22 protein-coding genes and 2 pseudogenes are annotated in these 26,585 nt (G+C 45.8%); 8 read left to right on the top strand and 16 right to left on the bottom strand.

Going from position 1 to position 26,585, the window contains the following annotated elements; translation table 11 throughout:
* Positions 1-180: 180 nt before the first annotated feature.
* Entirely contained in the window at positions 181-1,179 is a 999-nt protein-coding gene (gene add, locus AB4209_RS21440; protein WP_017061091.1) for an adenosine deaminase, read from the bottom strand.
* A 126-nt stretch (positions 1,180-1,305) separates the two neighbouring features.
* Between add and AB4209_RS21435 the strand changes: the two genes are divergently transcribed.
* A complete protein-coding gene (locus AB4209_RS21435) occupies positions 1,306-2,253 on the top strand; it encodes a LysR family transcriptional regulator (protein ID WP_048662505.1) in 948 nt (315 codons plus the stop codon).
* 279 nt (positions 2,254-2,532) lie between these two features.
* Here the strand turns inward: AB4209_RS21435 and AB4209_RS21430 are convergent, their stop codons facing one another.
* The 9 genes from AB4209_RS21430 to AB4209_RS21390 all read right to left on the bottom strand — a co-directional run bounded on the left by AB4209_RS21430 (position 2,533) and on the right by AB4209_RS21390 (position 12,384).
* On the bottom strand, positions 2,533-2,913 hold the full coding sequence (locus AB4209_RS21430) for a hypothetical protein (protein ID WP_017057786.1): 381 nt from the start codon (positions 2,911-2,913) through the stop codon (positions 2,533-2,535).
* A gap of 64 nt (positions 2,914-2,977) precedes the next feature.
* The gene (locus AB4209_RS21425) at positions 2,978-5,026 is read right to left on the bottom strand and encodes a glycoside hydrolase family 3 N-terminal domain-containing protein (RefSeq protein WP_102398630.1); all 2,049 of its coding nucleotides are present in this window, start codon (positions 5,024-5,026) and stop codon (positions 2,978-2,980) included.
* A 272-nt stretch (positions 5,027-5,298) separates the two neighbouring features.
* Positions 5,299-5,802 (bottom strand): YgjV family protein, encoded by a 504-nt coding sequence (locus tag AB4209_RS21420; RefSeq protein WP_017057788.1) that lies wholly within the window; start codon positions 5,800-5,802, stop codon positions 5,299-5,301.
* 129 nt (positions 5,803-5,931) lie between these two features.
* The gene (locus tag AB4209_RS21415) at positions 5,932-6,558 is read right to left on the bottom strand and encodes a bifunctional 4-hydroxy-2-oxoglutarate aldolase/2-dehydro-3-deoxy-phosphogluconate aldolase (protein ID WP_017068137.1); all 627 of its coding nucleotides are present in this window, start codon (positions 6,556-6,558) and stop codon (positions 5,932-5,934) included.
* A 9-nt stretch (positions 6,559-6,567) separates the two neighbouring features.
* Complete coding sequence (locus AB4209_RS21410) at positions 6,568-7,560, bottom strand: sugar kinase (protein WP_372057300.1); 993 nt, start codon at positions 7,558-7,560, stop codon at positions 6,568-6,570.
* 3 nt (positions 7,561-7,563) lie between these two features.
* Positions 7,564-8,976: a glucuronate isomerase gene (gene uxaC / locus AB4209_RS21405; RefSeq protein ID WP_102394443.1), complete on the bottom strand. Its 1,413-nt coding sequence runs from the start codon at positions 8,974-8,976 to the stop codon at positions 7,564-7,566.
* 12 nt (positions 8,977-8,988) lie between these two features.
* Positions 8,989-10,452: a fructuronate reductase gene (locus AB4209_RS21400; protein ID WP_017068140.1), complete on the bottom strand. Its 1,464-nt coding sequence runs from the start codon at positions 10,450-10,452 to the stop codon at positions 8,989-8,991.
* 96 nt (positions 10,453-10,548) lie between these two features.
* Positions 10,549-11,856, bottom strand: a complete 1,308-nt coding sequence (locus AB4209_RS21395) for a TRAP transporter large permease (RefSeq protein ID WP_017068141.1) — start codon at positions 11,854-11,856, stop codon at positions 10,549-10,551.
* A 15-nt stretch (positions 11,857-11,871) separates the two neighbouring features.
* Positions 11,872-12,384 carry a TRAP transporter small permease gene (locus AB4209_RS21390; RefSeq protein ID WP_017068142.1) on the bottom strand — a complete coding sequence of 171 codons (513 nt, stop codon included), beginning with the start codon at positions 12,382-12,384 and terminating at the stop codon, positions 11,872-11,874.
* A 299-nt stretch (positions 12,385-12,683) separates the two neighbouring features.
* On the opposite strand from AB4209_RS21390, the gene AB4209_RS21385 reads away from it, so the two are divergent.
* From AB4209_RS21385 to uxuA, 3 genes are all read left to right on the top strand, one after another.
* Positions 12,684-13,667: a TRAP transporter substrate-binding protein gene (locus tag AB4209_RS21385; RefSeq protein WP_372057303.1), complete on the top strand. Its 984-nt coding sequence runs from the start codon at positions 12,684-12,686 to the stop codon at positions 13,665-13,667.
* 107 nt (positions 13,668-13,774) lie between these two features.
* Positions 13,775-14,557, top strand: coding sequence for an FCD domain-containing protein (locus AB4209_RS21380; protein WP_017068144.1), 783 nt, complete (start codon positions 13,775-13,777; stop codon positions 14,555-14,557).
* 207 nt (positions 14,558-14,764) lie between these two features.
* Complete coding sequence (gene uxuA / locus AB4209_RS21375; RefSeq protein ID WP_017068145.1) at positions 14,765-15,952, top strand: mannonate dehydratase; 1,188 nt, start codon at positions 14,765-14,767, stop codon at positions 15,950-15,952.
* Between the two features lie 99 nt (positions 15,953-16,051).
* On the opposite strand, the gene AB4209_RS21370 is transcribed toward uxuA, so the two are convergent.
* Positions 16,052-16,825, bottom strand: a complete 774-nt coding sequence (locus tag AB4209_RS21370) for a helix-turn-helix domain-containing protein (protein WP_372057298.1) — start codon at positions 16,823-16,825, stop codon at positions 16,052-16,054.
* A gap of 97 nt (positions 16,826-16,922) precedes the next feature.
* On the opposite strand from AB4209_RS21370, the gene AB4209_RS21365 reads away from it, so the two are divergent.
* The 4 genes from AB4209_RS21365 (at position 16,923) to AB4209_RS21350 (ending at position 21,111) form a co-directional block, all read left to right on the top strand.
* Positions 16,923-18,056 carry a multidrug effflux MFS transporter gene (locus AB4209_RS21365; RefSeq protein WP_372057296.1) on the top strand — a complete coding sequence of 378 codons (1,134 nt, stop codon included), beginning with the start codon at positions 16,923-16,925 and terminating at the stop codon, positions 18,054-18,056.
* 155 nt (positions 18,057-18,211) lie between these two features.
* Positions 18,212-18,730, top strand: coding sequence for a TetR/AcrR family transcriptional regulator (locus AB4209_RS21360; RefSeq protein WP_372057294.1), 519 nt, complete (start codon positions 18,212-18,214; stop codon positions 18,728-18,730).
* Positions 18,727-19,782: an alcohol dehydrogenase family protein gene (locus AB4209_RS21355; RefSeq protein WP_372057292.1), complete on the top strand. Its 1,056-nt coding sequence runs from the start codon at positions 18,727-18,729 to the stop codon at positions 19,780-19,782. Before AB4209_RS21360 ends, AB4209_RS21355 begins: the two co-directional genes overlap by 4 nt.
* Positions 19,783-20,016: 234 nt before the next feature.
* Positions 20,017-21,111 carry an HDOD domain-containing protein gene (locus tag AB4209_RS21350; protein WP_372057290.1) on the top strand — a complete coding sequence of 365 codons (1,095 nt, stop codon included), beginning with the start codon at positions 20,017-20,019 and terminating at the stop codon, positions 21,109-21,111.
* Between the two features lie 96 nt (positions 21,112-21,207).
* Here the strand turns inward: AB4209_RS21350 and AB4209_RS21345 are convergent, their stop codons facing one another.
* The 5 genes and pseudogenes from AB4209_RS21345 to istB all read right to left on the bottom strand — a co-directional run bounded on the left by AB4209_RS21345 (position 21,208) and on the right by istB (position 26,556).
* The gene (locus AB4209_RS21345; RefSeq protein WP_372057288.1) at positions 21,208-22,728 is read right to left on the bottom strand and encodes an SgrR family transcriptional regulator; all 1,521 of its coding nucleotides are present in this window, start codon (positions 22,726-22,728) and stop codon (positions 21,208-21,210) included.
* Positions 22,729-22,738: 10 nt separating this feature from the next.
* The gene (locus tag AB4209_RS21340) at positions 22,739-23,749 is read right to left on the bottom strand and encodes a Gfo/Idh/MocA family protein (RefSeq protein WP_372057286.1); all 1,011 of its coding nucleotides are present in this window, start codon (positions 23,747-23,749) and stop codon (positions 22,739-22,741) included.
* A gap of 113 nt (positions 23,750-23,862) precedes the next feature.
* Positions 23,863-24,762, bottom strand: a complete 900-nt coding sequence (locus AB4209_RS21335; RefSeq protein ID WP_372057284.1) for a homocysteine S-methyltransferase family protein — start codon at positions 24,760-24,762, stop codon at positions 23,863-23,865.
* Between the two features lie 108 nt (positions 24,763-24,870).
* Positions 24,871-25,737: pseudogene (locus AB4209_RS21330) on the bottom strand (integron integrase); the annotation flags it as partial.
* 77 nt (positions 25,738-25,814) lie between these two features.
* A pseudogene (gene istB / locus AB4209_RS21325) lies at positions 25,815-26,556 on the bottom strand (IS21-like element helper ATPase IstB).
* Positions 26,557-26,585 lie beyond the last annotated feature (29 nt).

Genomic DNA, 26,585 nt, shown 5'->3' with positions numbered 1-26,585 from the left:
ATTAGGAAACAAAGCCCATCAAAAATCTCGCCGGACAGCATTTTCTCGAGTTCTGTTTTCATTGTTTGCATCCCATTCGTCAACATCGATATTAGAATACGGATAATTGGACATAAAAAAAGAGAAAAGCCTAAGCCTTTCTCTTCCTGTTTTTCTACTTAGCAATCAAGATTGCTCAAATTAGATTTGCTCAACGAAACCCATTAGGTGCTGTTTCACTTCGTCTGAAGCAAAAGCGCTCTCTACAGAGTACTTGTAGATCTCTGCGTAGTCTTCTTGTGTTAGACCGAACGTTTCACATACACGCTTCACTTCGTTAGTCATGGTTGTGTTCGACACAGTGCGGTTGTCTGTGTTGATCGTTACAACGATGCCGTCTTTCTTGAATTCAGCAATTGGGTGGTCGCTGAATTTGTGAATACATTTAGTTTGCACGTTACTTGTTGGGCAAGTTTCAAGCGCAACCTGCTTCTCTTTAACGATGTTGTACGCGTCTTCGTTACCTTGGATGTGGACACCGTGGCCGATACGCTCAGCGTCAAGCAGTGTGACTGCATCGTAAACGTTCTGACCATGCCATTGCTCACCTGCGTGAACCGTCACACGGTAGCCTTGTTCAATAGCGTATTGCGTGTACTCAGGGAATTCAGCGCAGAAGCCCGGCTTTTCACCGCCTGCAATATCAAACGCAACCACGCCTTTACCAAGGTATGGTTTACCAGCGTCGATTACATCTTTGATTGAGTCTTTCGGGAACATACGAAGTACAGACATGATGTAGTTGCCCTTAATGTCGTATTTCTCTTCTGCACGCTTCATGCCTTTAACCGCACTTGCGATGATTGCATCAAGAGACAAGCCCTTGTTTACGTGAAGAATCGGTGCAAAACGAACTTCTAGGTATTTAACGTTCTCTAGTGCTGCGTCTTCGTAAAGCTCAAAAGAGATACGCTCAATCGCTTCTTCCGTTTGCATCACTTGCAGTGGCAGGCTAAAGCAAGCTAGGTACTCATCAAGGTTTTTGCAATCTTCAGGCACTGTTAGAGACTTTACTACCGCTTCACGGTCTTCTGGAAGTTCGATTCCGTACTGTTTCGCCAGATCAATAATGGTGTCTGGACGAACACTTCCGTCTAGGTGGCAGTGCAGATCAATCTTAGGGAGTGCTAGAAAGTTCATGAGTATTCCTTAGGTCTATTATTTTTTGAGTTATTAACTCATAGGTTACATGGGCTTAAATTAACAAGTTTGTGATATGATTTAAAGTGACATAAAGTCATCATTAATCTGAATCTAAGGAATATCATGGTAGATGTTAAAAGCTTACTCAAATGTGATATGAATTTACTGCTGTGTTTACACGTGTTGCTTGAAGAGCGCAGCGTGAGCAAAACGGCAGAGCGATTGTTCCTTAGTCAGTCTGCGGTGAGTAAACAACTCACCAAGCTGCGAACTTTGTTTGATGACCCGCTATTTGAGCGCGAATCTAAAGGTCTGTTTCCAACCCCGAAAGCTACTTCTTTAGCGCCTAAGATTCATCAGATCCTTTTGCAAGTTGAACAGCTAACCGTGCCGGACATTTTTGAGCCGAAAGACAGCGAACGCACTTTTAATATCGATCTTGTTGAAACCGCTTATACCGCGATCTACCCTAAATTTATGCCTAACGCGCTAGCAGATGCGCCGAACATTACGGTAAACAGTACTACTTGGAGTAGCGAAACCTTTAAGCGCCTACTAAAGCGTGAGGTCGATTTTGGGATTGGAATTTTTGAGCTCGATGAAAGGGCTAGCACCCACATTCAAAATATCCCTGCTGAGTTAAACCATGTCGAATTGCTGCAAGATTACTCTGTGTGTTTGATGCGTAATGATCACCCGGTGCTCCAGGAAGATTGGAACCTGCAAGCCTTCCTTAAATACCGTCATATTCAGTTAGTCACTGGTGGCGTTGGCGACTGGTTGCTTCTGGAGATCTTGCAAGCCAAACAGCTTCAAATTAACAAAGCCGCCAACGTGTCGGACATCACCAGCGCAGTAAAGCTGTGCAAGCAAAGCGATTTGTTAATGTGTTATCCGTACAACTCGGTTTGTGACTATATTGAGAGTGGCGAACTGGTGATGAAACCGATTCCCATTGAGTTGGTTCCCGGTGGTTTGTTTTTGCTTTGGCATCGTTATTTTGACTCTGAACCAAGTCACAAATGGCTTCGCGACCTAATCGTCAATAAGACCCAAGAACCTCAGCTGTAAACTGCGAGCTACGATGATCAAAACGGCGAAATAACTTTTTTAAAATTTATTTCGTCTTTTTCGAATGAGCATTGTCTTATTACGGGTGCCAAATGCCCGCCAAGAATGAGATATCTAAATGAATCCAATGCCATCGATTCGTTGGTGTTGATTGATTAGTGCTTAATCCTGATGACAGACAGACAGACAGAAGTAAGGCCAACGTGTATACGCTGGCCTTTTTTATGGTTCTTCGCAGGTTAGCGCCAAGTTGGATAAGCGACTCGGCTTGTTGTTACGTTATGCTGGAACCTTAAAACAAGAATCTTGATTGCTGTATTTTGGTACGAAGCACAATTTGTCTGCCGACATTTTTAAGCCGTTTTGCATCTGGATATGTGTTACCGCCCAAATCACGCAGCCATGAGGCAAATTGAATAGCGAGCGAGTTTGAGTGAACAACACGCCGTCATCATAGGCTGGTGTAATGTTCGTCGCTTTGCCTTGCCACGCCTTATGAGTGGTTTGCACATCAATATTTGGAACAATCAATGAGAGCATTTCTGGCTCAACGTCTTTTACGACTTTCAAGCAGATACGACACCCATCGTAGTATTGTTCTATCCAGATTTTATGTGGAATAGCGTGATCATCCCAACCCAGTTGTAAGATATGTTCCATGACTTTGTCCTTGGTATCTAAGAAGGAAAGGCAGTGCTCAACACTGCCTGAATTAGCTCAAATATTATTCGTAACTTAAACCATGTCCGAACGGGTAAAGGGTGTCGGCTTGATCATACCCAGGGTAGTCTGAGTCTTGGTTTTGAATGGCTTGGGCACTGTTCGCTAAAGCAAATGGCAGTTTTCCTTGAGGAGCAAAGTTGCCTGAAAGTACTTCCATTAGGTTGCTGTCCGAGACACCAAATGTGGCGATCACGGCACCGGCTTGCTTAAGATTACTTTGATCGTCTAGCACGAAGGGTTGTCTAAAGTTGATGGACAATACCGTTTTGTCAGCGCCCACTTCGTTCATAACGGCTTTAATGTCGCTTAGGCTTGGTTCAATATGCCAAGATGCAGCTGTAGCCATTTCACTGAACGCAAGAATATCGAGTTCATCTGGGTTCGCGCCACCAAAGATAAGATCAGGATCTGAGCCTTCGTTAGATACGCGAACACGAATAACCGCATAGTCCGTATCGGCTGGTACTGGTGGACGCGTTTCTCCCGCTTCGTAATCTCCGGAAGTCACGGTAAAGTTGTACTTGTCGTCTCCTGCAATGTTTTCGTCCATTCCCATGACATACAGAGCAACAGGATTTTGTGCGGTTGATTCAGCTAGAGGTAAAGTCTTATTGGTATTTTGAAGTAAGACGACAGACTTTTTCTGTGCGTAATCAGCGCGTTCTTGGTACTTCTCGTTGCCTAAAATCTCTTGGGCTTTTTTCTCATCAACGTAAGTGTTTTCGAAAAGGCCAAGCTTGAATTGTTCTTCAAGTAAGCGTGTGACTGATAGGTCGACACGCTCTTCGGTAAGCAGATCTTTTTCCACGAGTTTCACGATGACTTCTTTATCATGGAAACCTGAAAGAACATCGACTCCAGCTTCGACCGCCATGGCAACCTGCTCATCAATCGTTTTGTGTTCCACACCCCATGCACGATCGCCAATAATGCCGGTATCTGAGTTCACGTTACCTGTGTAGCCCAATTCGTCTCTGAGAAGGTCGGTAACAATGCCTTTTGAGAAGGACATACCAACATCGTTTGGCATCCACTTTTGATCTACAGGGATGCCGTAGTAAGGCATGATTGAAGAAGCGCCAGCCTCAATCGCAGCAATAAACGGTTTTAGGTGGTAATCAAAATTGTTCTTTGGATAGACTTGGTTTTTACCGAAGTCATAATGTGGGTCACCACCGTTTTCTTGTGGACCGCCACCAGGGAAGTGTTTGATGGTTAGCGCGATACTGTCTTCGTTGACCTCACCGCCATCCTGCAACCCTTTGATAAGTGAGCGCATAATGTCAGACGCTAAATCTGCATCTTCGGTAAAGGTTTCGTGTACTCGGTACCAACGAGGTTCTGTCGCCAAATCCATCATGTATCCGTACATACTGCGTAGGCCAATTGAAGACCATTCTTCATTCATGATACCTGCAAATTCAGTGATTAAATCCATGTCGCGAGTGGCTGCTAAACCTGCCTCTTTAGGCCAAGCAGAAAAGGCACCTGAAGAAACGTTGATCCCTGCTTTAGCTGATGGATCTATGTGGTTACGAGCATTGGATTTGAATAGAGCGGGGATACCCATTCGCGTCTGTTCACGCAGTTCTTGAACACTATTCATGAACTGGGCAGCTTCTGTTGGGGTTATCTGACAACCTGAACGGCCTGAATCGCAATCAGGCGCATTGGTAGGTGTTTCAACTACGCTGTTACGGAAGATAAAGCGCGTCATTTGGGCATCGCCAATCATGTCTTGTCCTTTACTACTAACGAGCCCACCTTTGGACGAGTTTAAGGTGTCAATGAGCATCATGCCGGCTTTCTCATCTAGCGTCATGCGGCTAACCAAGTCTGCTGCTCGCTCTTCTGGAGATAATCGCCAGTCTTCAAAAGGCTCCAGTGTTCCATTACCGTTAGAATCTCGGAATTGGTAGCCCTCAACGTTCAATACATCATGAACACGAGAGTGAACTTGGGGTTGCTGGAAGTTATTGTCGCTATCAGATGAGTTACATCCTGCAAGAAGCAACGCGATTGCTATAGGTGTCAGGGTAAGACGCTTCATGGTCACGATCCTATTGTTAGTATAATAATAAGTACATGACCAATTTTAATAATTAATGGACTATTGGTTAACCAAAATAGGTCAAACTAAAGGTTTGGATCACCATATAAATTTAATTGGTGATTTAATTCAATTTAGTATTGGAAATATATTGACGAAGTTTAAATAACGTAAACTTAACTAGATTTAATTTTTTGATATCCAATTAATCCCCCATTTAATTAGTGATGTATTACTTCCATATTTTAAATTTAGAATAAAAAATATATTGCCTATTTTATAGTTAACAATCTGCGTTGATGTAAACGATAGATAGTGACCATGTTGGTGACAATAAAGGTGATTTCGACAAAGGACCCGCCAATCGAACCAATCCAAATGTTATGGCTAGCCCAACAGAAAGAATTGAATAAGATCAAGGACCTCAATGCGATGCCTTGTCTTGAAAAGAGTGCCCATGTCGCAACGGATGAACCAACAACCGTAATAAATTCAAAGAAATGATTCATGTTGGGTAAAGTCATGCACCACATCAAGCCAATAAAGAACCACATCACTTTGCGCGATTGAGTTTTTATCGATACATAGCTGCGAATAGCATTAATAATTACGCCTATAGCCGCCACTATGGCGCCCATTAATATGAAATGGATACTCATTACAAAACAAAAGATCATCATCTGGTAGCGAAAACGCATATCATCTTTTTGCCAAAAGGCCATTACACCGATACAAAAAGCCAGGCCGCCAACTCCTTGTGTTATCCAGTTTTCCATATTTAGCCTTTATTTTTAAGATGCTATCGAGCACGATTAAATATTAACTTTGAAAGAATAATGCTCAACCATAAAATAACCCTCCAAAAGGAGGGCTAGATATAACGTCAAAATGCTATTGCACTAGGTTTAATTGACTAACTTGACGGCTTCACGAGTTAAATGAGCCAGCTCTTCCCAATTGCCTTCTTCAATCAGCTTCTTATCCACCATCCAAGTACCGCCACATGCGAGCACGCGAGGTATCGCTAGGTAGTCTTTAATGTTGTTTGGGTTGATACCACCGGTCGGCATGATTTCAATATCCGTGTAAGGCGCAAGAAGTGACTTAACCATGTTGATGCCACCTGATGCTTCAGCAGGGAAGAACTTCAATGTGGTTAAGCCCATTTCTAGAGCGGCTTCTACTGTACTCGGGTTGTTGACCCCAGGAATGATATCAATACCAATCTCTTGGCAGGCTCTTACCGTGTTTGGATTAAATCCAGGAGAGACGACGAACGTTGCGCCTGCTTCTTTAGCCGCAATAGCTTGCTCACGATTGAGCACAGTGCCTGCGCCGATCAACATATCTGGTTGTGATTCACGAAGTAGACGAATAGCTTCAACTGCAGCTTCCGAACGGAATGTAATTTCTGCTGCAGGTAAACCATTTTCAGCTAACACTTTACCCAGAGGGATGATGTCTTCAGCGTTGTCGATAGCGATCACAGGGATAACTTTCAGTGTTTTCAGTTGTTGTTTGATGTTAGACATTGGTATTCCTTAAATGGCTGTGATGGCCGCTTGAGTTAGTTCTTTTGCAATAATGGCACCACGATGTTGGATAACGACGCCTGCCATGGCATTGCCGCGCTGGCATGACTTAAATAAGTCTTCGCCCGCAAGGTAAGCCGATAAAAATCCGCCATTGAATGAGTCTCCTGCCGAGGTCGTATCAACGACATGATCAACAGGCAGGGTTGGCACCGCTAGTGGAGCCGAAGCGGCACCAGAATCTGGGTGTATGTTACTTTGAATGGTGGCATCTTGAATGAGACAGCCATCTGCACCCAGTTTGACGATGCATCGCTTAACACCCAGCGTCGTTAGACGTTCGATAGTTTGTTCTGGAGAGCTATCGCCCCAAATTAATTGTTCATCATCGAATGTGACCAACGCTAAATCCGTCAATGTATACATGGCCTGGTAGCTGTTTTTGACGGTTTGGTTTTCGTCTTGTGGCCAAAGTGCAGGGCGGAAGTTACTGTCGAAGGCAATCTCAACACCTTGTGCCTTCAACTCAACCAAGATGTTCAATAGCTCGATACGATCTTGTTCAGGCAGAATCGCTAATGTGATCCCGCTGAGAAAGACCATATCGACATTGCGCAGTGCCTGCTTTATCTGATTGAAATCTGGGTGCTGTAGCAGGTAGCGTGCAGCCGACTGGTTTCTCCAGTACAGAAAGGTACGTTCACCTGCGTCATCAAGCTGAATTAGGTATAGACCCGGAGTACGTTGGCTGTCTTGTAGAACAAGGTCCGTCGACACCCCCTCTTGTTGCCAGCGTTCTAACATTCCCTTGCTAATCGGGTCTGCGCCCAAAGCCGTGACGTAGGACACTTTTATGTCATCTTGATTGAGGTTGGCCTCGCAGCCGCGGCTTAGATAGACCGCAGCATTGAGTGTGTCCCCGCCAAACGTTTGATGCATTGAGCCGAACGGTTTGCCGTTCAGTTCGATCATGCACTCACCAATAATGGCGATATGTTTCATCGGTTACGCCCTCTCTTCGAAGTAGCGTTTTGCGTTACCAAAGCAGATGTCTTCGACCATAGGGCCAAGCAGTGACATGTCGTTTGGTACCTCGCCGTTTTCAGCCCAACGACCAAGCATGTCACACAGAATTCGGCGGAAGTATTCGTGGCGTGTGTACGACAAGAAGCTGCGAGAGTCAGTCAGCATGCCGACAAACTGGCTAAGCAGACCAAGTTGAGATAACTGTTCCATTTGGCGTTGCATGCCGTCTTTCTGATCGTTGAACCACCAACCAGAACCAAACTGAACTTTGCCCGCGATGCCGCCACCTTGGAAGTTACCAATCATGGTTGCCATCATCTCGTTATCGCGAGGGTTTAAGCAGTAAAGAATGGTGCGAGGTAACTCGTTGCTTTGATCCATTTCGTCTAACAGGTGAGCCAATTCGAAGGCAAACGTCTTATCGCTGATCGAATCAAACCCTGCATCTGCGCCTAACAGTTGGAACATGCGCGTGTTGTTATTGCGCTGAGCACCAATGTGAAGCTGCATTACCCAACCCATTGCGGCGTAGCGCTTGCCTAACCACACCTGAACCGCTGTTGAAAACTGCGCACATTCTAGATCGGTGAGCGTTTCGCCATTGAGGCGTCGAGTTAACAGGGCATCCAAATCCGATTCTGATGGAATAGGTGCGTAGCGAACCACTTCAATACCGTGGTCAGCCGCACGACAGCCATGGGCATTAAAGTGGACTAAACGCTTGTCTAGCGCACTCAACAGATCATCAAATCGACGGATCTCGATATCGGCTACTTGACCAAGTTGGCGCAGGTAATCGACAAAGGTGTCGAGTTCGATTTTGAAGGCTTTATCTGGGCGCCAGCTTGGTAACACTTGTACATCAAATGAATTGTCTTGAGCGATCGCCTTATGGTGTTCAAGAGAATCAATTGGATCGTCTGTCGTACCAGCCATCACCACATTCATCTGCTTCATGATGCCGCGAGCACTAAATTCTGGTGTCGCTAATAGCTCGTTGCCTTCGTGCCAAATTTGGTCTGCGGTTTCTGGACCAAAGAGAGTGCCAGTAATACCAAATGGGCGGCGTAGTTCTAAATGAGTCCAATGGTAAAGTGGGTTGCCCAAGGTTTGAGGGACGGTTCTAGCCCAGGCCATGAACTTATCATAATCGCTTGCGCCTCCAGTAATCAGACGCTCATCAATCCCTGCTGAACGCATACCACGCCATTTGTAGTGGTCACCTTCAAGCCAAATCTTAGACATGTTTTCGAACTGACGATCTTGAGCCACTTCTGCCGGGTTTAGATGGCAGTGATAGTCATAAATCGGCTGGTGGCTTGCGTGTTCATGGTACAAACGACGTGCAGTCTCATTCGACAGTAAAAAGTCTTCACATAAGAAATTCTTCATTGTTTGTACTCCTTATAACGCAGCCACGGTCGCAACGGCACCGTGTTCAATTAATGATTGGTACGCTGAACTTACCGCATCAATGACCTGCGGGTCTTGGCCTAGCTCGGCAGGGAAAATCGCTTCAACCGCAAGTAATGCTGGAACCACAGAAACATTGAGTCCATGCTGGTCGCAGATCTGGCGAAGTGTGTCTGCCATTGGATCGCGGACATCAATCTCATTGCCTTGCTCATCAACGCCAGATACATAGCGCATCCAGCCAGCGATGGCGGTTGCAAGCCACGAGAAATCTGAGCCTTGATCTAAATGGAATCGTAAGCTGCCACCCATACGTTGAGGGATCTTCTGGCTGCCATCCATCGCAATCTGCCACGTCTTGTGCTTCAAGCTTGGGTTAGTGAAGCGGTTGATCAGCAAGGTTGCGTAACCTTCTAAATCAGTCCCTTCAGGCATCGTTAACGAAGGTGCCTGTGATTTCATCATCATGTCAAAAGCGGCTTTTCGGTAGCCAGCATCCGTCATAGTGTCGGAAATATGGTCGTAGCCACCAAGGTATCCAAGGTAAGCAAGGAAAGAGTGACTGCCATTGAGCATACGCAGTTTCATCTCTTCGTAAGGCACCACATCTTCTACGAACTCTGCGCCAGCGACATTCCAATCTGGACGACCTGCCACAAAGTTATCTTCAATCACCCATTGGCGAAAGGGTTCACAGGCGATGCCACATGGGTCTTCACAACCAAGCAGTTCTGCAATTTCTGTCAGTGTTTCTTCTGTTGCTGCGGGTACGATACGGTCAACCATGGTGCATGGGAAGGTGACATTGGTTTCAATCCAATCACGTAATTCTGGGTCAAGCAGTTGAGCAAACTCAATGATCGCTGCTTTTGCTACATGACCGTTCTCTTGCACGTTATCGCAAGACATGACCGTGAATGGTGTTAAGCCACGTTCACGTCGAATTTTGAGCGCTTGCACAATGTAACCTAATGCTGATTTAGGTTCGCTTGGGTTAGCTAGGTCAGCGATGACTAATGGGTTATTTTTGTCGAGTTTTCCTGTCGCTGGGTCTGCGCAGTAGCCTTTCTCTGTGATGGTCATAGAAACGATAGCCACTTGAGGTTCGGCCATTTTTTCTAATACGGTTTCGATGCCGTCTAGGCTTGGGTGAAGAGATTCGGCCACTGAGCCGATCACTTTAACGTCTGTGGATTCAGCGCCTTTTTCAGCAACCGTGTAAAGGTGATCTTGCGTGCGAAGTGATTCAATTAAGTCTTCGCCTCCGAATAGGTTAATTTCGCAAATACCCCAATCAGTGCTGGTCTTGCTGAGCATTTCATTGGTGAACAACGCTTGATGCGCTCGGTGAAATGCACCGAAGCCAAGGTGCACGATACGGCTTTGGAGTGCTGAACGGTCGTAGTCAGGTCGTAGTACAGTGTTTGGCAGCGTAGAGTTAGCAACAGTCTTCATTATTCAGTTCCTTTTCCCGCCAGCGAACCAGCGGGATTTTATTATTTGATAAAGCGTTTGAGTGTTTAGCAGTCTTAGAATCTATCTGTGACCAAATTACGAACCGTAGCCCAGTACCAATTCAGGTAGGAACAAGCTCAGCTCAGGGATAAAAGTAACGGCCATTAGGGCTGCAATAAGTGCGGCATAGAATGGCAATAAAGGCTTGATGACTTTGTCGATGGCAATGTTGGCAACCGAACAACCGATGAACAGAGCACTACCTACTGGCGGTGTACAGATACCGATAGCAAGGTTGAAGGTCATCATGATGCCGAAGTGCACAGGGTCGATGCCTAGGTCTAGCGCGATTGGTAAGAAGATTGGTGTGAAGATAAGAACCGCAGGGGTCATATCCATAAAGATGCCAACAATCAACAGAATCACGTTGATAATCAGTAGGATCATTAGTGGGTCTTCGGAAACCGCGAGTAGAGCATCGGCAATCATGTAAGGTACATCGGCGTTCGCCATTGCCCAAGACATGCCCATTGATGCGCCAACCAGTAATAGAACGATAGATGTTGTTACTGCAGACTCAAGGATGATCTTTGGAATATCACCCCATTTCACTTCGCGGTAGACAAGCACAGCTAAAACAAACGTGTATACCACAGCAATTGCGGAAGCCTCAGTCGCAGTAAAGATACCGCCAATGATGCCGCCCATGATGATGCCGATCAGTGCTAAAGAAGGTGCTGCTTTTAGGAAGGTATTCCATACCATTGATGTGGAAGGACGAGCTGCGACTGGGTAGCCACGACGTTTCGCGATAATACCTGCCACCATCATGATGCTCAGCCCCATCAATAGGCCTGGGATGTAGCCTGCTAAGAACAATGCTGCAATAGAGGTACCACCAGAAACTAATGAGAACACGATCAGCGTGTTGCTGGGTGGGATAAGCAAGCCCGCAGGACATGACGTAATATTTACCGCAGCCGAGTAGTTTTCGTCATATCCATCTTTCTTTTGCAGAGGAGACATAGTGCCACCAACTGCAGCAGCCGATGCAACCGCTGAGCCTGAGATAGACCCAAACATCATGTTTGCCATCACGTTTACGTGGGCGAGTGAACCTGGTAGACGACCACCCAACACTTTCGCGAAGTTGATCAAACGCAGCGCGATGCCGCCTTGGTTCATGATGTTGCCCGCCAAAATGAAGAACGGAATTGCTAATAGTGCAAAGTTATCAAGGCCTGCCGCCATACGTTGAGCAACTACAGCAATTGCAGGCTCAAGCGGTAAGCTCATTAAGATGGTTGCTAGTGACGATAAACCAATCGCAAAAGAGACCGGTACACCGATTGTAAGCAGTACAGCGAAACTACCGAATAATGTCAGTATTACTTGCCATTCCATTGTGAAATCCTTCTATCAATCAAGTTGTGAGTCGGTGATCAAATCGTCACCTGACATTAATTGTTTAACGCGTTCGTAGGTAAATACGACTGAGTAAAAAATCATCAAAGCGCCACTAACCGGTAAGCAGAAGTAGATGTAGCCCATTTCTAAACCTAGAGCGGGAGTCAGTTGTCCCATCGCAAGTGTTTTAGCTGCAAGTTGGCTGCCACCGTGTACCAGAACGATATAAGAGAAAGAAGCGATGGCTATTTGGATAATGATTTCGTTGATTAATTTACGTTTGCCAGTCAGCTTCATCGTAAGTAGGTCGATGGCAAGGTGGCGTTTCAGACCTGTTGTGTAAGCAGCACCAATCAGGGCTACCCACATAAAGAGGTAACGAGCGAGCTCGTCGGTAACAGTACTTGGTTTGCCAATAACATAGCGGGATAGAACCTGCCATATCACGCATAGCACCAAGAAAGACGATAGAGACACTGTAAAGGCGGCCAACCCTCTATTTATGTAACTGACCAATTTATTCATGTTTATTTCCTTTCAACAAAATTGCGTATCTCATAACAATTGGTTTACCAATGTAAGAAATTGTTTCTATGTAGGGATGGGATGTTCAAAAATCTGGCTGAATCATAAGCTATTCATTTTTTGGTTGGCGTGAGCAACTTCACAAATGATTTTGGTTGACCAATTTATGGGTTTTTATTGTAACTTTGGTCAATCAATTTTAATTTCAGCTTTGACGGTTCCTTTTTTGAGCCCCAATATGAACCCATAACAAAAAACACCCTACATTTTGGATAACCAATCCACGGAGAATAAGAATGATGATGACGCGTAAAACTTTGATTAGTGCGGTTGTCGGTGCTGCTTTGACTTTTGGAGCAACAGCTTCTGCTTATGCAGCGACAACATTGAAACTGAGCCATAACCACCCTCGTGACCATGCAGTACATGAAGCGATGACGTTTATGGCGAAAGAAGTACGTGAATTGACTGATGGTGAGGTGCGTATTCGTATTTACCCTGATGCTCAATTGGGTACACAGCGTGAATCTATGGAGCTGATGCAGAACGGCGCTTTAGATATGGTGAAAAGTAATGCTGCTGAGCTAGAAGCTTTTTCTCCTGCTTATTCATCATTCAACATGCCTTACTTATTCCGCGATCAAGCGCACTACTACAGTGTGACTGATGGTGAAGTAGGCCGTGACATTCTTAACTCTTCTCGTGATAGCGGCTTTATTGGTGTGACTTACTACGACGCTGGTGCGCGTAGCTTCTATACCAATAAGCCAATTAACACACCAGAAGATCTGAAAGGTTTGAAAGTTCGTGTTCAACCAAGCCCATCAGCAATTGCGATGGTGAAAGCGTTAGGCGGTAACCCAACGCCACTAGCTTACGGTGAGTTGTACACAGCACTGCAGCAAGGTGTCGTAGATGCGGCTGAAAATAACATTCCTTCTTTCAGCTTGAGCCGTCACAGTGAAGTGTCTAAATACTTCAGCTTAGATGAGCACACGATGGTTCCGGATGTGTTGGTTATCTCAACCAAAGCATACGATAAACTGACTGCAGAACAACAAGGTGCGCTAATGAAGGCGGCAAGTGATTCATCTGAATTGATGAAAAAATTGTGGGCTGAATCGGAAGCAAAAGAGCGTGCTAAAGCCGAGAAAATGGGCGTTACTTTTGTGGAACCAGACAAGGCTGCGTTCGCACTAGCGGTTCAACCTATGTACGACGCGCTAGATAAAGCGGACCCAGAATTGAGCGCATTGATTGACCGTATTCAGGCTGTTGAATAACGAGCAAATATAGAAAAAAGAGTAATACAAAAACAAGGTGTTACTGCATTTTAAGATATAGAGGTTGACCAATTATATTTGGTCATTATGATGGCGAGAGAAATACAATGGAAAGAAGTGACAATATCATCATGATGCCTTTCGAGCCGAAAAGACCTTATCAGGAGATAGGGTTAGTACTAAGAAAAGAACTGATTGAAGGCCTGTATAAGGTCGGAGATAGGTTACCTCCAGAACGCGATATTGCTGATCGTCTAGATGTAAGCCGCACTGTAGTGCGTGAAGCGATCATCATGCTAGAGCTTGAAAACTTAGTTGAGGTAAAAAAAGGGTCAGGTGTTTATGTCCTGAACATTCCTACTCATTCTCGCGAGAATGTGGTCAGCGATGACGCTGGTCCATTCGAGATGCTGCAGGCCCGCCAATTACTGGAAAGTAATATCGCGGAGTTTGCGGCAACTCAGGTCACTCCGGGCGACATCATTAAGATGCGCTCTGCACTCGAACTCGAGCGCGAAGAGCTTGCAAGCGGCACTACCGATTGCAGCGGAGATGAAAGATTTCACATGTGTATTGCAGAGGCAACTCAAAACTCTGTGCTGGTAGATATGTTGAAACAATCCTGGGATCGACGCGAAAAGAGTCCAATGTGGAATAAACTCCACTCTCACATCAGTGGTCAAGATTACCGTGAAGAATGGTTAGATGATCACGCTCGTATCCTCGCCGCCTTACAGCGCAAAGACCCTGTCGCTGCTAAGAACGCAATGTGGCAACACCTTGAGAATGTTAAACAGCGTTTGTTAGCGCTGTCAGACATTGATGACCCAAACTTTGATGGTTACTTATTTAGCTCCAACCCAGTGGTGCTGCTTAGCTCAGAAAGCTAGTTCTGAAGCTAATGTTGAATTCAGCGACAAGGCTCCTCTTGAAAGCTGATTCATTCAATAGGTTGTAGATAGGTAATCGTCTTTAGACCGGCGTAGACCGGTGCTATCTCGGGCAGTAATTGTCATTGCTGCCATTAAGAAGTCGTTATTGCATTTAGCTTGATTAATTCGAGCCGGCTAAGTGCGTCTTAAAGAAAGGTAAGTCTCATGGAACAAACGTGGCGTTGGTACGGCCCTAATGATCAAGTCTCGCTAGACGATATTCGTCAAGCGGGCGCAACTGGTATTGTGAATGCACTGCATCATATTCCAAATGGTGAAGTTTGGACAAAAGAAGAAATCCTCAAGCGTAAAGCCATTATCGAAGAGAAAGGTTTAACGTGGTCGGTTGTAGAAAGCGTGCCTGTGCACGAAGAGATCAAAACTCAAACTGGCAACTACCAGCAGTGGATTGATAACTATAAGCAAACTCTGTCTAACCTTGCTGAGTGTGGCATCGATACGGTTTGTTATAACTTCATGCCCGTGTTGGACTGGACGCGTACCGATTTAGAATTTGAAATGCCTGATGGCTCGCGCGCACTGCGTTTTGACCAAATCGCGTTTGCGGCATTTGAGCTGCATATCTTGAAGCGCCCAGGTGCAGAATCGGACTATTCAGAATCAGAGCAAGCTCAAGCGTTGGATTACTTCAACAACATGACGCCAGAGCAAATTCAGCAACTGACCAATAACATCATCGCTGGCCTGCCAGGCGCTGAAGAAGGTTACACACTAGAAGCGTTTCAAGCACAGCTAGATCGCTATGCGGGAATCGACAAAGACAAGCTACGTGAGCACATGTCTTACTTCCTCGCTGAGCTGATGCCTATCTGTGATGCGAATGGCTTGAAGATGGCGGTTCACCCAGACGATCCACCGCGTCCGATTCTAGGCTTGCCTCGCATCGTTTCAACGATCGAAGACATTGATTGGTTGACCGAGCATGTACCAAGCAAAATGAATGGCTTGACGATGTGTACGGGTTCATACGGTGTTCGTGGCGACAATGACTTGGTCAACATGATCAAAAAGCACGGTGACCGAATTTACTTTACGCACCTGCGTTCAACTAAGCGTGAAGAGAGCAACCCAATGACATTCCACGAAGCAGCCCACCTCGATGGTGATGTGGACATGTACAACGTTGTGATGGCTATTTTGGATGAAGAAAATCGTCGTGCAGAAGTGGGCGATCACCGCTTAATTCCAATGCGTCCGGATCACGGTCATCAAATGCTGGATGACCTAAAGAAAACAACTAACCCAGGTTATTCGGCGATTGGTCGATTGAAAGGCTTAGCTGAAGTTCGTGGTTTAGAGATGGCATTGAAACGCGCTTTCTATACCAAGTAACGACGGCATCTAGCTTTAAAATACTTTTAAAAACCAGAACTCATGTTCTGGTTTTTTGTATCTGAGCTCAGTAAAACTTCAGAGTTTGGATAACAATAATCACGCTGCTAACTTGGTAAAGGCCAACGGGGTTTGTCCGGTTTGCTGTTTGAAAAAAGCGATAAACGCACTGTTGGATGAGAACTCTAGCAGATGTGCCACATCACCGACTTGTCGATTTTCTGAGAGCAGTTCAATTGCTTTAAACAAACGCCATTGCTGTCGCCACTCTTGATAAGTCATGCCTGTTTCGGCTTTGAATAATCGAGTAATCGTTTTGGTGCTTGCGCCAATCGAGTTCGCTAATGTCGACAGGGCTGGGGCAAGAAAGGAAGCGGTTCGGACTCGTTTGCAAAAGCTTTTAAAGCGGCGATCTGTCGGTAGTGGCAAGATAAACGAGTGTTGGTTAGCGCTGTAAAACTCTTCCCAGAATAGGTTGGCGGTATTGGTGGTTTGCTCGCGGGCAATGTCCCAATTCCAGAAAGCCATCTTATTGATCAGGGCTTTTAAAAGCTCGTTCACTTCCACAACCTCAATCATTTCTGGGCAGGTGTAAATACTGCTATCAAAATAGAGCGACCTATAAGCAACCACATTGGTCATCTGCGCGCGATGCTTGGTATAGGGCGGGATCCATGCAGCTTTGGTTGGCGGCAAAATACAAATGGCGTTTTCTAAGGTCAAGGTGATGCAACCCTGCGGAGCATACAGCAGCTGTCCTTTTATGTGGTGATGTATTCCTGAGTCATGCTGACCGAGCTCTGCGGCAATCCCTATTACGGGCGCAGGTAAGCTGTCTGCATCAAACTCAGTGGTTTCGCTGATTAATGCCATTTGTCCCAATCTTGTTGTTTTTGGTTTTAATGTTGTTAACGAGCCAAGGTTAGTTTCCCCTAGACTCCTCGTCAAGTTCACTGGTCTTGGAAAAATGATGAAAACAAAACCTTCTTTATGGCAAATGGTGCTATTGCTGATGTTCCCTCAAATCGCAGAAACCATCTATAGCCCGACTCTGGATTCAATATCGAAATCCTTTGATGTGAGTTACGCACAAGCGGCGCAAACCCTCTCGATCTACTTCTCAGCGTTTGCGCTCGGTGTTGTGGTATGGGGCATATTGGCAGACAAATGGGGGCGCCGACCAACCATGTTACTGGGCTTGGGGTTATTCGCTTGTTCAGCACTCATTGCTATGCAAACCAATAGCTTTGTTTGGTTGATGATAGCCAGAGCCATGGGCGCTTTCGGGCTTGCGGTTGGCTCGGTTGTGACACAAACCATGCTGCGAGATGCTTTTAGCGGCGCTGAACTGGCCAAGGTGTTTGGTTACATGGGAATGGGGCTGTCGATTAGCCCAATCATCGGGCTGCTTCTTGGCGGTCAATTAAGCCAAGCGGGCGGGCATCAATATGTGTTTATTGCCCTGTTTATTATGGTGTTAGTGCTGTTGGCACATAGCCTATGGTCATTGCCTGAAACGCAACAATCTAAGCAGCCATTGCAGTTAAAGTCACTCAGTATTCACATGGTCAAAGATAGCGATATATGGATGTCTGCGTTGCTGGTCGCGTCGTTCAATATTGCGCTATTTTCCTATTATCAATTGGGTTCATTTGCCTTCATTCAACTTGGATTTAGCGTTGAGCAGTTTGGCTACAGCGGCATTGTGCTTGGGTTCGGGACTCTGTTGGGAAGCTTGGTGAACAAGACATTGTTGAAGAGACAAGTGTCTTCAATGTCTCTGATTGGTATCGCGGCAGGGCTTCAAACATTAGGTGCGGTGGGTGTCTATTTTTCACAACACTCAATATGGTTTTTACTTCCGATGATGCTGGTGGTCATGGCATTTGGTATTGCGATCCCTAATGTATTGAGCCGAGCGTTGGTACGTTACCAATCTCAAGCAGGAAGTGCAGGTGCACTGTTTGGTTTGATGTATTACACCTTGATCGGCTCAGGGCTCGCTTTAGCGGGAATGATTCAAGATTTAGGGGGGGTGTTGGTACTTTGCGGCGCTTTATCTGTTCTGGTGACGATACGCAGTCGACTCCAGCTTAAACGCTAAGTCTCTCATCTGTATTGATAAATTCCGTGTCCTGTTTGGCGCGGAATTTATCATTTCTTGGTGTGTAAATTTGGATATTGACAGGGGTAGAGTGATCGTTCTACCCTGTAGGTAGAACAATCATTCTACCCTTTGTCGGGTATTGAGAGAGCACTATGTTGAGAGAACAGATTGCAGCAAGCTTAGAGGTGGCATTTAGCCAGCAAGGTTTTGCTGAGCCGAGCGTTGCACAGCTGAAAACGGCGTGCGATGTAAGCCTAAGAACCTTGTATAAACATTTCCCTTCAAAAGAAGCGATGATCGTTGGTGCCTTGGAATATCGACACCAACGCTACTTAGATTTCTTGTTGGAAACGTCGCCTGAAAAGGGGCTCGCATCGGTTACTCATATCTTCAACAAGCTCCAACAATGGTTAGAAGAGTATGCGCCACATGGGTGCATGTCGATGAATGCGATGGCTGCGTTTCCCGATAATGAGCTTATCAGCCAAGCGGTTACACAGCATAAAGAACAAGTTCGTTTGCTAATAGGCCAGCAGAGCCTGCGAGAGGATCTCGCGACACCGCTGTTTTTACTTCATGAAGGCGTATCAAGCGCGTGGCCAGTATTGGGCGAAGAAGCAGTGGCATCGGCACAGAATATGGTGACAAAATTACTCAAGGAAACAGTATGAATTTTGAAATCCCCAAAACAATGAAAGGCGCAGAGATGCTAGGACACGGCGGGGCAGAAATGCTGGGTTACCGTGAAGATATCGCTGTTCCTCAAATTGAACCTAATGAAGTGTTAATCAAGGTGATGGCCGCAGGCGTTAACAATACCGATATCAACACACGAATCGGCTGGTACTCAAAAAGCGATGACTCAGACGATGCAAGTTGGTCGGGTGAAGCGTTGAAGTTCCCTCGTATCCAAGGTGCTGACGTGTGTGGTTTCATCGTAGCAGTCGGTAATGAAGTCTCTGCTGACCGTATTGGTGAGCGTGTTCTTATCGAACCTTGTTTAACAGAAGTATACGGACGAGATCTGCCACAGCCATGGTATTTCGGTTCTGAGTGCGATGGTGGGTTCGCTGAATACACCAAAGTGGCAGCTAAGCATGCATACGCGGTGAACAGCACCATGTCGGATGTTGAGCTAGCGTCTTTCCCATGCTCTTACTCGACCGCAGAAAACATGCTGACGCGCGCCAATGTGGCTGAGGGTGATCGCGTGCTTATCTCAGGTGCATCGGGCGGTGTGGGCTCTGCGGCTATTCAGCTAGCAAAAGCTCGCGGCGCGTATGTTATTGCCATCACTAGCCCAAGTAAGAACCAACAGTTACTTGAACTTGGCGCTGATGAAGTGATTGCCCGTGATGCGGATTTGGTTAAAGCGTTAGGCGAAAGTAGCGTCAATGTGGTTATCGATTTGGTGGCAGGTGACAAGTGGCCTGAGTTCCTTGAAGTGCTGAAACCACATGGCCGTTATGCCGTATCTGGCGCAATTGGTGGCGCTATGGTTGATCTTGATGTCCGAACTTTGTATCTCAAAGATCTCAGCTTTTTTGGTTGCACGGTTTTAGAGCCACAGGTATTCCAAAATCTAGTCGACCGTATTGAGAAGCAGCAGATTGGCGCCATCGTCGCAGAGTCTTACCCGCTGGCCGATATTCATAAAGCGCAAGATGAATTCTTAAAGAAAAAACACGTTGGTAAGATCGTGTTGGAAGTCGCTCAGAGCTAACTTTAGACAGTGTCTCGCATCTAATCTATGTAAGAGCGAGCCAGTATCATGTGCTCGCTTTTTTGTTTCTGGCGAATACAGGAGGCCTAGTCTCGAAGGCTGTTGAGTAACAGATCCTATACAGCTGAAAAGTTAATGATTCATTTGTCACTGTGTGGTTTATTAATTAACTGTGCGATAATCACCGCCGTTATATATCCCTATCTATGTTGTATTCATCTAGGAGCCGTATTGATGTTTAAAAGGGTATTGCAGGCACTATTCTCGCCTTTTGTTGATTCAAAAAACAAACCCTCTGCAGAGCCTGTCCAAAAAGAGCAACAACAAACCGTTGCTACTGATTCTGTTCGGTCTTCAATCTTTGTTCCGCCTTCTTCAGCTCAACCATCATCATTAATCGTCGATAAGACGCTTAGCCTTCACGATGGTGAGTTCCTTGATTATTTGTTTGGAGAGTCTCGCCTTCGAACGGAGTCAGACCCATTTAGTGATTTTGTCGCTTGTCAGATCGAACGTTTGATTCGCTCTCCAAAAGCCCTGCTTAATGAACTGCCAGTGATGCCAGCCTCTGTAACCACGTTAATGGCAGAATTACAGAGCGACGAGTTTGATGTCGATGCATTGTTAAGAGTGATTGAGCGCGAGCCGAGTATGGCTGCCGATGTGATTAAACTGGCTAACAGCGCCTTCTACAAACGCAGTGAAAAACAGGTTACCGACCTAAAAACAGCATTCTTAAATATGGGTTCTCAAGGGCTCGTTGAAGGGGTGGTGAATAGCTATATGAAGAACTTCACGCCGGGGAACAATATTTACTGGCGTCACTTCGGTGAGAAAATTTGGAATCACAGTGTTCAAACCGCGTCGTTTTCTAAGGAGTTGATGAAAGACTCTTCACCTCAAGAAGATCAAGCAGCGGCATACTTTGTTGGGTTAATTCGCAACTTAGGCAAGATGATCATTTTCCAGATGATGGTAGAAGCCTTCAAGCATGTTGATCCTTCTGTTCCACCTAACTCGTTGGCATTGAAGCGCCTGATGAACAGCTACTCTATTCGCCTGACTTACACCATTGCTAAGTTCTGGGAACTGCCAGAATCAGTGTTGACCGCGATTGGCTACCAAGAGTCTAGCCGATACGAATGCACACCACTTGGTCAAGCTGTGTTTGAAGCTAACTACTTGAGTGAGCTGTGCTATTTACTGGAAGAACAAACGATTGAAGTCGAGCAATTTAAGCGCAGATGCAAAGAGACACTGATGTCTCCGGCTGCATACAAAGTGGCTAACCGTATCTATAAAGAGTCTGAATTATCGCTAGTGAGCTAACCCTTAGCCTATTCGACCTACGCTGTGACTGAACATAATGATTGGTTGCAGCTTGGTTGGGCTAGGTTGTGAAATACATTCAGCTACGAAATACGCTTACAAATGGCTAATCCACAGCTTGTCGAGTTCGCACCAACCGAAACCATTTACTTGTGCGCCGTGTATCTTTTCAGAAACCTCTAAGTTGAACGCCTCTTGCTTGAGCTCAACCACAACCCCAGATTCATGCAACCAATGCCGGAGCGACAACAGTGCATTCATCGCTAACTCAAAGTCTGGTTGGTTTGTTATTGAAGCTAAGCCTTGTTCGATTGTCTCTAGTATCTCAGCAGGTAAAGTTAAGTCCTCAAACGGGAAGCGAGTGAAAAAGCTTAACCACGAAGTGAAGGTGTTGTTCTCATCAATAATACTGCACAGCGCGACGTCTTTGGTAGTTAGGTAGTGAGTTAGGTAGTGCCCATATTCCACGCTGGTTTTGTGGTCGCCAGACACTGACAACTGATCGAAAAGGGCTTGGCATTCAGAGGTGTCTTCAACGGTGAACTCACGAACGGTTGAAGACAACATCGGGCTTTGAATCTTAAAGAAGGTTGAGCCGAAATCCGGTTGGGAAGAATGGTCATCGCCACGCACGCTGGTCGTTTTCTCGGGCAGTTTCACGCACACCTGATTTTGAGCGCAGGCTTTGCTCTGTGCCCATTCAGGATAGACCCACAACTCGACTCGATTCAGAATCGGCGTGCTGTGTGAATAGGCGCTATTGCGGCTCAATCTCAACATCTTGCTTGAGAAGATGTCTAATGAGAACGCGCCAGATCCAATCAGCCTATCAGTCGGTGATGAGTGATCGAATACGGAGGCTTCAGCCCTAGCAAGTAGGCGCGGTAAATGCCAATCAGGTTGATTCAATTTCACGACAACCACATTGCCTGCCAAGACAGAGACCTCATCAATATGCTGATAACAGCGACGCCATATTTTGCTTTGGCAGAGAGAGTTAAGGTTGCGTGCTATGTCTTGAGGTTCGAGTGTTCGACCGTTATGAAAGTGAACACCATTGCGAATCTGAAAGTGCCACTGTGTCGCATCTTGATTAGGCTGCCAATGATAAGCCAGATCGCCGCTGAGTTTGCCGTGCTTAACGGAGGTTAGGCGTTGGCAAACTTGCATCACTAAGAAGCGTTCGGTGCGTCTAAGCACGCGTTGAGGGTGAAGCGCTTCGAGTTCTCGGTGAAACGGGATGTACGCGATATTCTGCGTCGACGGATTGGTATTGCTTAGAAAGGCTTGCAACTCAGTGCCAGCATTGCGGCCGTTGAAGCTCAAGGTGCTAAACACCTGTTCTATGTTGCCTGCGTCAGCTTGGGTTTGTGCGTATTGGTAACACGCCTCAATGGGTTCAACCAGACACGTGAGTTGTGCCTTCTTGCTGCGGCCTGAGCTAGCTTGCCACTCAATCCAGCCTTGTGCTGTCATCGCTTTGAGTAAGGTCTGAACGTGACGTTCACTCACGTGCAGCAGTGTGGCCAGTTGGTTGACCTGACAATGTGATACTCCAGGCCCAAAAGCCTGAAATATCTTTTCATACAGTTCAAGCTTACGCTTAAGGTTGCCCAATTTGCTTTTCCTAACGACGAGGTTGAGTTAAATGTGAATAGCCAGAATCAATCAGTGCGTTTTCCATCGTATCGAGAACTCGAGAGGTTATCTCTGAGCTCAGGATATTCGATTCAGTTTTGCCTTGAAGCACCAAATCTGAAAAATGGTCGATTTCAAACTCGAATCCATTCCCTATCACTCGGTAGTTAATGGTCGACTTTTTGCCTTGATGTTCAATCTCAATAAAGGCCGGATTCCACCATTTTTCGTGAATGGTGATTTTGGTTTCAGGTCCACTCAAGTGTGCTGATCGGGGAAGGTTTTGCACTGTTGATGCCGATATCTTACCGCTTATATCACCAGAGAATGTAAAGCATGCATTGGTATCAACATTCGCTCCCTCATAAAGACACGACATCTCTACCTGAGGTTTTGAAGGGTTTACACCCAGCGTTCGGCACAGATCGTAAAAGAACCAAAGCCCATAGACCCCAACATCGAGTGTTGCTCCGCCTGACAAATCCGGATTGAAGATAAACAAATCGGGCTCATAGTCATGATGATTACCAAAGCTAGCTTCGATTGAATCTATCTGAATGTTGTTATCGACCAAGAATGATTGGAGCTCACGATATGCGGGAAACACCACGGTTTTCATTGCTTCTAACAGCATCACGCCATTTTGCTTGGCGAGAGCTTTCATCTCAAGCCAGTCAGCAAGGTTGGTAAAAGCCGGCTTCTCGACCAATACATGTTTTTTATTCTTTAGAAACAACTCAGTGAGTGGCTGGTGGTATGGGTGAACCGTAGCGATGTAAACCGCTTCAACACTTGGGTCATTCGCCATCTCTTCATAAGAACCATAAGCCTTGTCGCAAGCAAACTTGTTGGCGAACGTGGCTGCGCGTGAGTGATCTCTGGCGGCAACCGCATCAAGCTCACCATGCAGACAATGCTCTGTGACTGCGGTAGCGAATCGATTGGCGATATTGCCTAGCCCTGCGATACCCCATTTAATTTTTCGTTGCGTGTCGCTCATCAGTTACTCCAAATCGTTGTTTTGTATCAGTGTACTCAGAGACGTCACATACAAATAGAGAACAGATTTCTCAACCTGTTCTCTATTTATTTTATTCTAGTTGAAGCTCAGGATTAGCTCTGTATTGAGTGTTTCCAATCGGCTAGGGCTTTAATGTGTTTTGGCCCGATGCCACAACAGCCACCGATAATATTCGCGCCCAGTGCATGCCAGCGTTTAGCGTAAGTTAAGTAACCTTGGCCATCCAGCTCACGCATCTCCTGAAACATATCATTCGCTTCATGTTCGTTGCTGATAGGCGCAAAATTGTTGGCATAGACACCAACTTCTAAATCACTGCCTAGCTCATCGATCACTTTCTTGGCATCGATAATGGCTTGATCCATCACTTCAGGCACTGAACAGTTAAACATAATGCCTGTCGCGTTTGATTGGCAGGCAAGTTTGATGGCGTCTGTTACGCTCTCGCCAGAACGAATATTGGCAGAATCGCCCTTGGTATCTTCCAAACTGAATGCGTAGTAACAAGGCTTATCGGACTGTTTAAGTACCGCATGAATGGATTCGAACTCTTGCAGGCTGCAGATGGTTTCCGCTATCCAAAGATCGATGTTTGGATCCTGGGCATCGTAAAGCGTTTGAATGATTGGCGCTGCCTCTTCTACCTTAAATAAGTCTGGTCGGTAGCTGCCAAATGGCGGTGGAATCGCGCCCGCCACTTTTACGGTGTGAGAAGCATTGTTAGCAACTGCTTTAGCCAGCTCACCAGACAGTGTGGCTAGTTCAAAACCGCGTTGCTCGAACAGCTCTTCACCCAAATGAAAAGGCACACAGGCGTAGCTATTGGTGATTAGGATTTCAGCACCTGCATCGACAAAGTTTTGATGCGCTTGGCTAACAAATTCGGGTGCTTCAATCAGCGCTTGAGCACTCCAAAGCGGTTGAGAAAATGGCGCGCCAATTTCTTTGAGTTCTCGGCCCATGCCGCCATCAAGTATGGTTAGTGTTTTCATATTCAATACTATCTAAACAATTGCTGAAGTTCTGCCGCCACCATATCAGACAACCTTGTCAGACAGAAGCCATCAAGCCAAGGTTCAACTATCGATGAGGGAGTTTCGTTATAAGCCGTCTAGCGGGCTAGTCGTGCCACTAAAGTGTTGCCCAATAACGTGAGTGTAAATCTGAGTTGTCTTAACATCACTGTGCCCCAGTAGCTCTTGAACCGTTCTGATATCGGAGCCTGACTTTAGAAGTTGCGTAGCAAAACTGTGCCTGAAAGTATGACAACTAATTCGCTTGTGGCGCAATTTATTAGAGTTAGTCGCCTTCTTCAGCGTTTTTCGGAGTACCGAATCATGTAGGTGGTGTCGGCATACGATCCCCGACTCAGAGTGTTGAGTGACGGATTTTGATGGGAATAGGTACATCCAAGCAAGTTGTCGATAGGCACTAGGGTATTTTTTACCTAATCGGTGAGGCAAAGATGGCCCAAACCCATTCAAGTTATCTTTAGCGAGCAGAACTGCAACTTGTGAAATTTTGTCTTGTATAGCTTCAGTGAGTGAAAAACTTAAAATTGTCACTCGGTCTTTATTTCCTTTCCCATTGTGAACAGTGAGAGACCCTTGTTTTAGATCTATATCTTGTACTCGAAGCCTCAGGCATTCCGATACTCTCAAACCTGAACCATACAACAAGCGAAAAAACAGTTGATATTTAGGATCTATTTCATTGATCACCGAGATAGCTTCCGCATGATTGAGTACGCTAGGAATTTTTCGAGACCGAGTCGCATAGCTAAACCCTAAGTCTCCTAGAGGTTGCTTAATAAATTGATTGTATAAATAGGCTAGAGCATTGAGAGCTACCTTTTGAGTATTGATGGCTACTTTTTGTTGATTAGCTAAATGAGAAAGAAAGGAGACAACTTCAGCGGCATGCATCTGTTCAGGGTGTTTAAGCTTATGAAAATGAATGAAGTATTGCGTATTTCGGTGATTGCGATCGCTCGTTTCGGTTTATTCCGATCACTTGATCCTGCCGTTTTTCTCTCTTCCTATTTTTACTCTAAGTGATCGGATTGCGCCAGTTTTCTCATTGATTCACCTCCCAGTTCTAATCGATGACTATTGTGAACTACGCGATCCATTTGAGCGTCTGCAACAGTGGCGTTGCCGATCATGTTGTACCACTCCTTTACAGGTAACTGGCTGATGACGATTGTGCTGCTGTTTTGGTAACGGTCTTCAAGCACTTCTAACAAGTGACCAGCATGCTCTTGAGTCAGTTTTTCCATCCCCCCAGTCGTCGAGGATTAGTAGAGCTTTCTTAGCCAACGATTGTAGTTGCTTCTGATAGCTGCCATCCAGGCTACCTGCGGTCAGGTCATCAAGCAGGCGAGTTAATCGGTAGTATCTGACCGTGTGTTGTTGGTCGCAGGCACTGGTTGTCAGTGCACAGCCAACATACGTTTCACCAGCACCTGTTGGGCCTGTGGTCAAGATGTTCTGGTGCTTATGTAGATAACTGCCCGTTAGAAGTTCGCTCATCTGTTAGCGATTGAAATTTCGTCCCTCCTTGTAGATGAGTTGGCTCGGTTGAGCATCCACTCTCAGTTTGGCTTGTCGTTTTAAGCGTTGGATTTTTGTCTGATTGCGATTCAAAATTTCACTTTCCAGAAGTAGGCTTAGCCTTTCCTCTAAATTCAGCTCTGCGTAGGTGCTTAGTTGTTCTTGTTGCTGCTCTAACGCTTTCACTGCATGGCTCAAGCGGAGGGTTTTGAGTTGGTCGTTCAGTGCGTTCATTTGTATTTATCCTAGTGATAACAGTTCGG

Source organism: Vibrio sp. 10N.286.48.C11 (assembly GCF_041469805.1).
GTDB lineage: Bacteria > Pseudomonadota > Gammaproteobacteria > Enterobacterales > Vibrionaceae > Vibrio > Vibrio crassostreae_C.
The sequence above is the reverse complement of the archived record's forward strand: the minus strand, read 5'-3'. Positions and strand labels throughout refer to the sequence as shown.

Excerpts from the sequence above, each read along its gene's own strand:
- AB4209_RS21390 (WP_017068142.1), bottom strand. The coding sequence starts at position 12,384 with ATGAATAAATTGGTCAGTTACATAAATAGAGGGTTGGCCGCCTTTACA.
- AB4209_RS21355 (WP_372057292.1), top strand. The coding sequence starts at position 18,727 with ATGAATTTTGAAATCCCCAAAACAATGAAAGGCGCAGAGATGCTAGGA.
- AB4209_RS21370 (WP_372057298.1), bottom strand. The coding sequence starts at position 16,825 with ATGGCATTAATCAGCGAAACCACTGAGTTTGATGCAGACAGCTTACCT.
- AB4209_RS21340 (WP_372057286.1), bottom strand. The coding sequence starts at position 23,749 with ATGAGCGACACGCAACGAAAAATTAAATGGGGTATCGCAGGGCTAGGC.
- uxuA (WP_017068145.1), top strand. The coding sequence starts at position 14,765 with ATGGAACAAACGTGGCGTTGGTACGGCCCTAATGATCAAGTCTCGCTA.
- AB4209_RS21335 (WP_372057284.1), bottom strand. The coding sequence starts at position 24,762 with ATGAAAACACTAACCATACTTGATGGCGGCATGGGCCGAGAACTCAAA.
- AB4209_RS21400 (WP_017068140.1), bottom strand. The coding sequence starts at position 10,452 with ATGAAGACTGTTGCTAACTCTACGCTGCCAAACACTGTACTACGACCT.
- AB4209_RS21420 (WP_017057788.1), bottom strand. The coding sequence starts at position 5,802 with ATGGAAAACTGGATAACACAAGGAGTTGGCGGCCTGGCTTTTTGTATC.
- AB4209_RS21410 (WP_372057300.1), bottom strand. The coding sequence starts at position 7,560 with ATGAAACATATCGCCATTATTGGTGAGTGCATGATCGAACTGAACGGC.
- uxaC (WP_102394443.1), bottom strand. The coding sequence starts at position 8,976 with ATGAAGAATTTCTTATGTGAAGACTTTTTACTGTCGAATGAGACTGCA.
- AB4209_RS21435 (WP_048662505.1), top strand. The coding sequence starts at position 1,306 with ATGGTAGATGTTAAAAGCTTACTCAAATGTGATATGAATTTACTGCTG.
- add (WP_017061091.1), bottom strand. The coding sequence starts at position 1,179 with ATGAACTTTCTAGCACTCCCTAAGATTGATCTGCACTGCCACCTAGAC.
- AB4209_RS21350 (WP_372057290.1), top strand. The coding sequence starts at position 20,017 with ATGTTTAAAAGGGTATTGCAGGCACTATTCTCGCCTTTTGTTGATTCA.
- AB4209_RS21395 (WP_017068141.1), bottom strand. The coding sequence starts at position 11,856 with ATGGAATGGCAAGTAATACTGACATTATTCGGTAGTTTCGCTGTACTG.
- AB4209_RS21360 (WP_372057294.1), top strand. The coding sequence starts at position 18,212 with ATGTTGAGAGAACAGATTGCAGCAAGCTTAGAGGTGGCATTTAGCCAG.
- AB4209_RS21425 (WP_102398630.1), bottom strand. The coding sequence starts at position 5,026 with ATGAAGCGTCTTACCCTGACACCTATAGCAATCGCGTTGCTTCTTGCA.
- AB4209_RS21430 (WP_017057786.1), bottom strand. The coding sequence starts at position 2,913 with ATGGAACATATCTTACAACTGGGTTGGGATGATCACGCTATTCCACAT.
- AB4209_RS21365 (WP_372057296.1), top strand. The coding sequence starts at position 16,923 with ATGAAAACAAAACCTTCTTTATGGCAAATGGTGCTATTGCTGATGTTC.
- AB4209_RS21385 (WP_372057303.1), top strand. The coding sequence starts at position 12,684 with ATGATGACGCGTAAAACTTTGATTAGTGCGGTTGTCGGTGCTGCTTTG.
- AB4209_RS21415 (WP_017068137.1), bottom strand. The coding sequence starts at position 6,558 with ATGTCTAACATCAAACAACAACTGAAAACACTGAAAGTTATCCCTGTG.
- AB4209_RS21380 (WP_017068144.1), top strand. The coding sequence starts at position 13,775 with ATGGAAAGAAGTGACAATATCATCATGATGCCTTTCGAGCCGAAAAGA.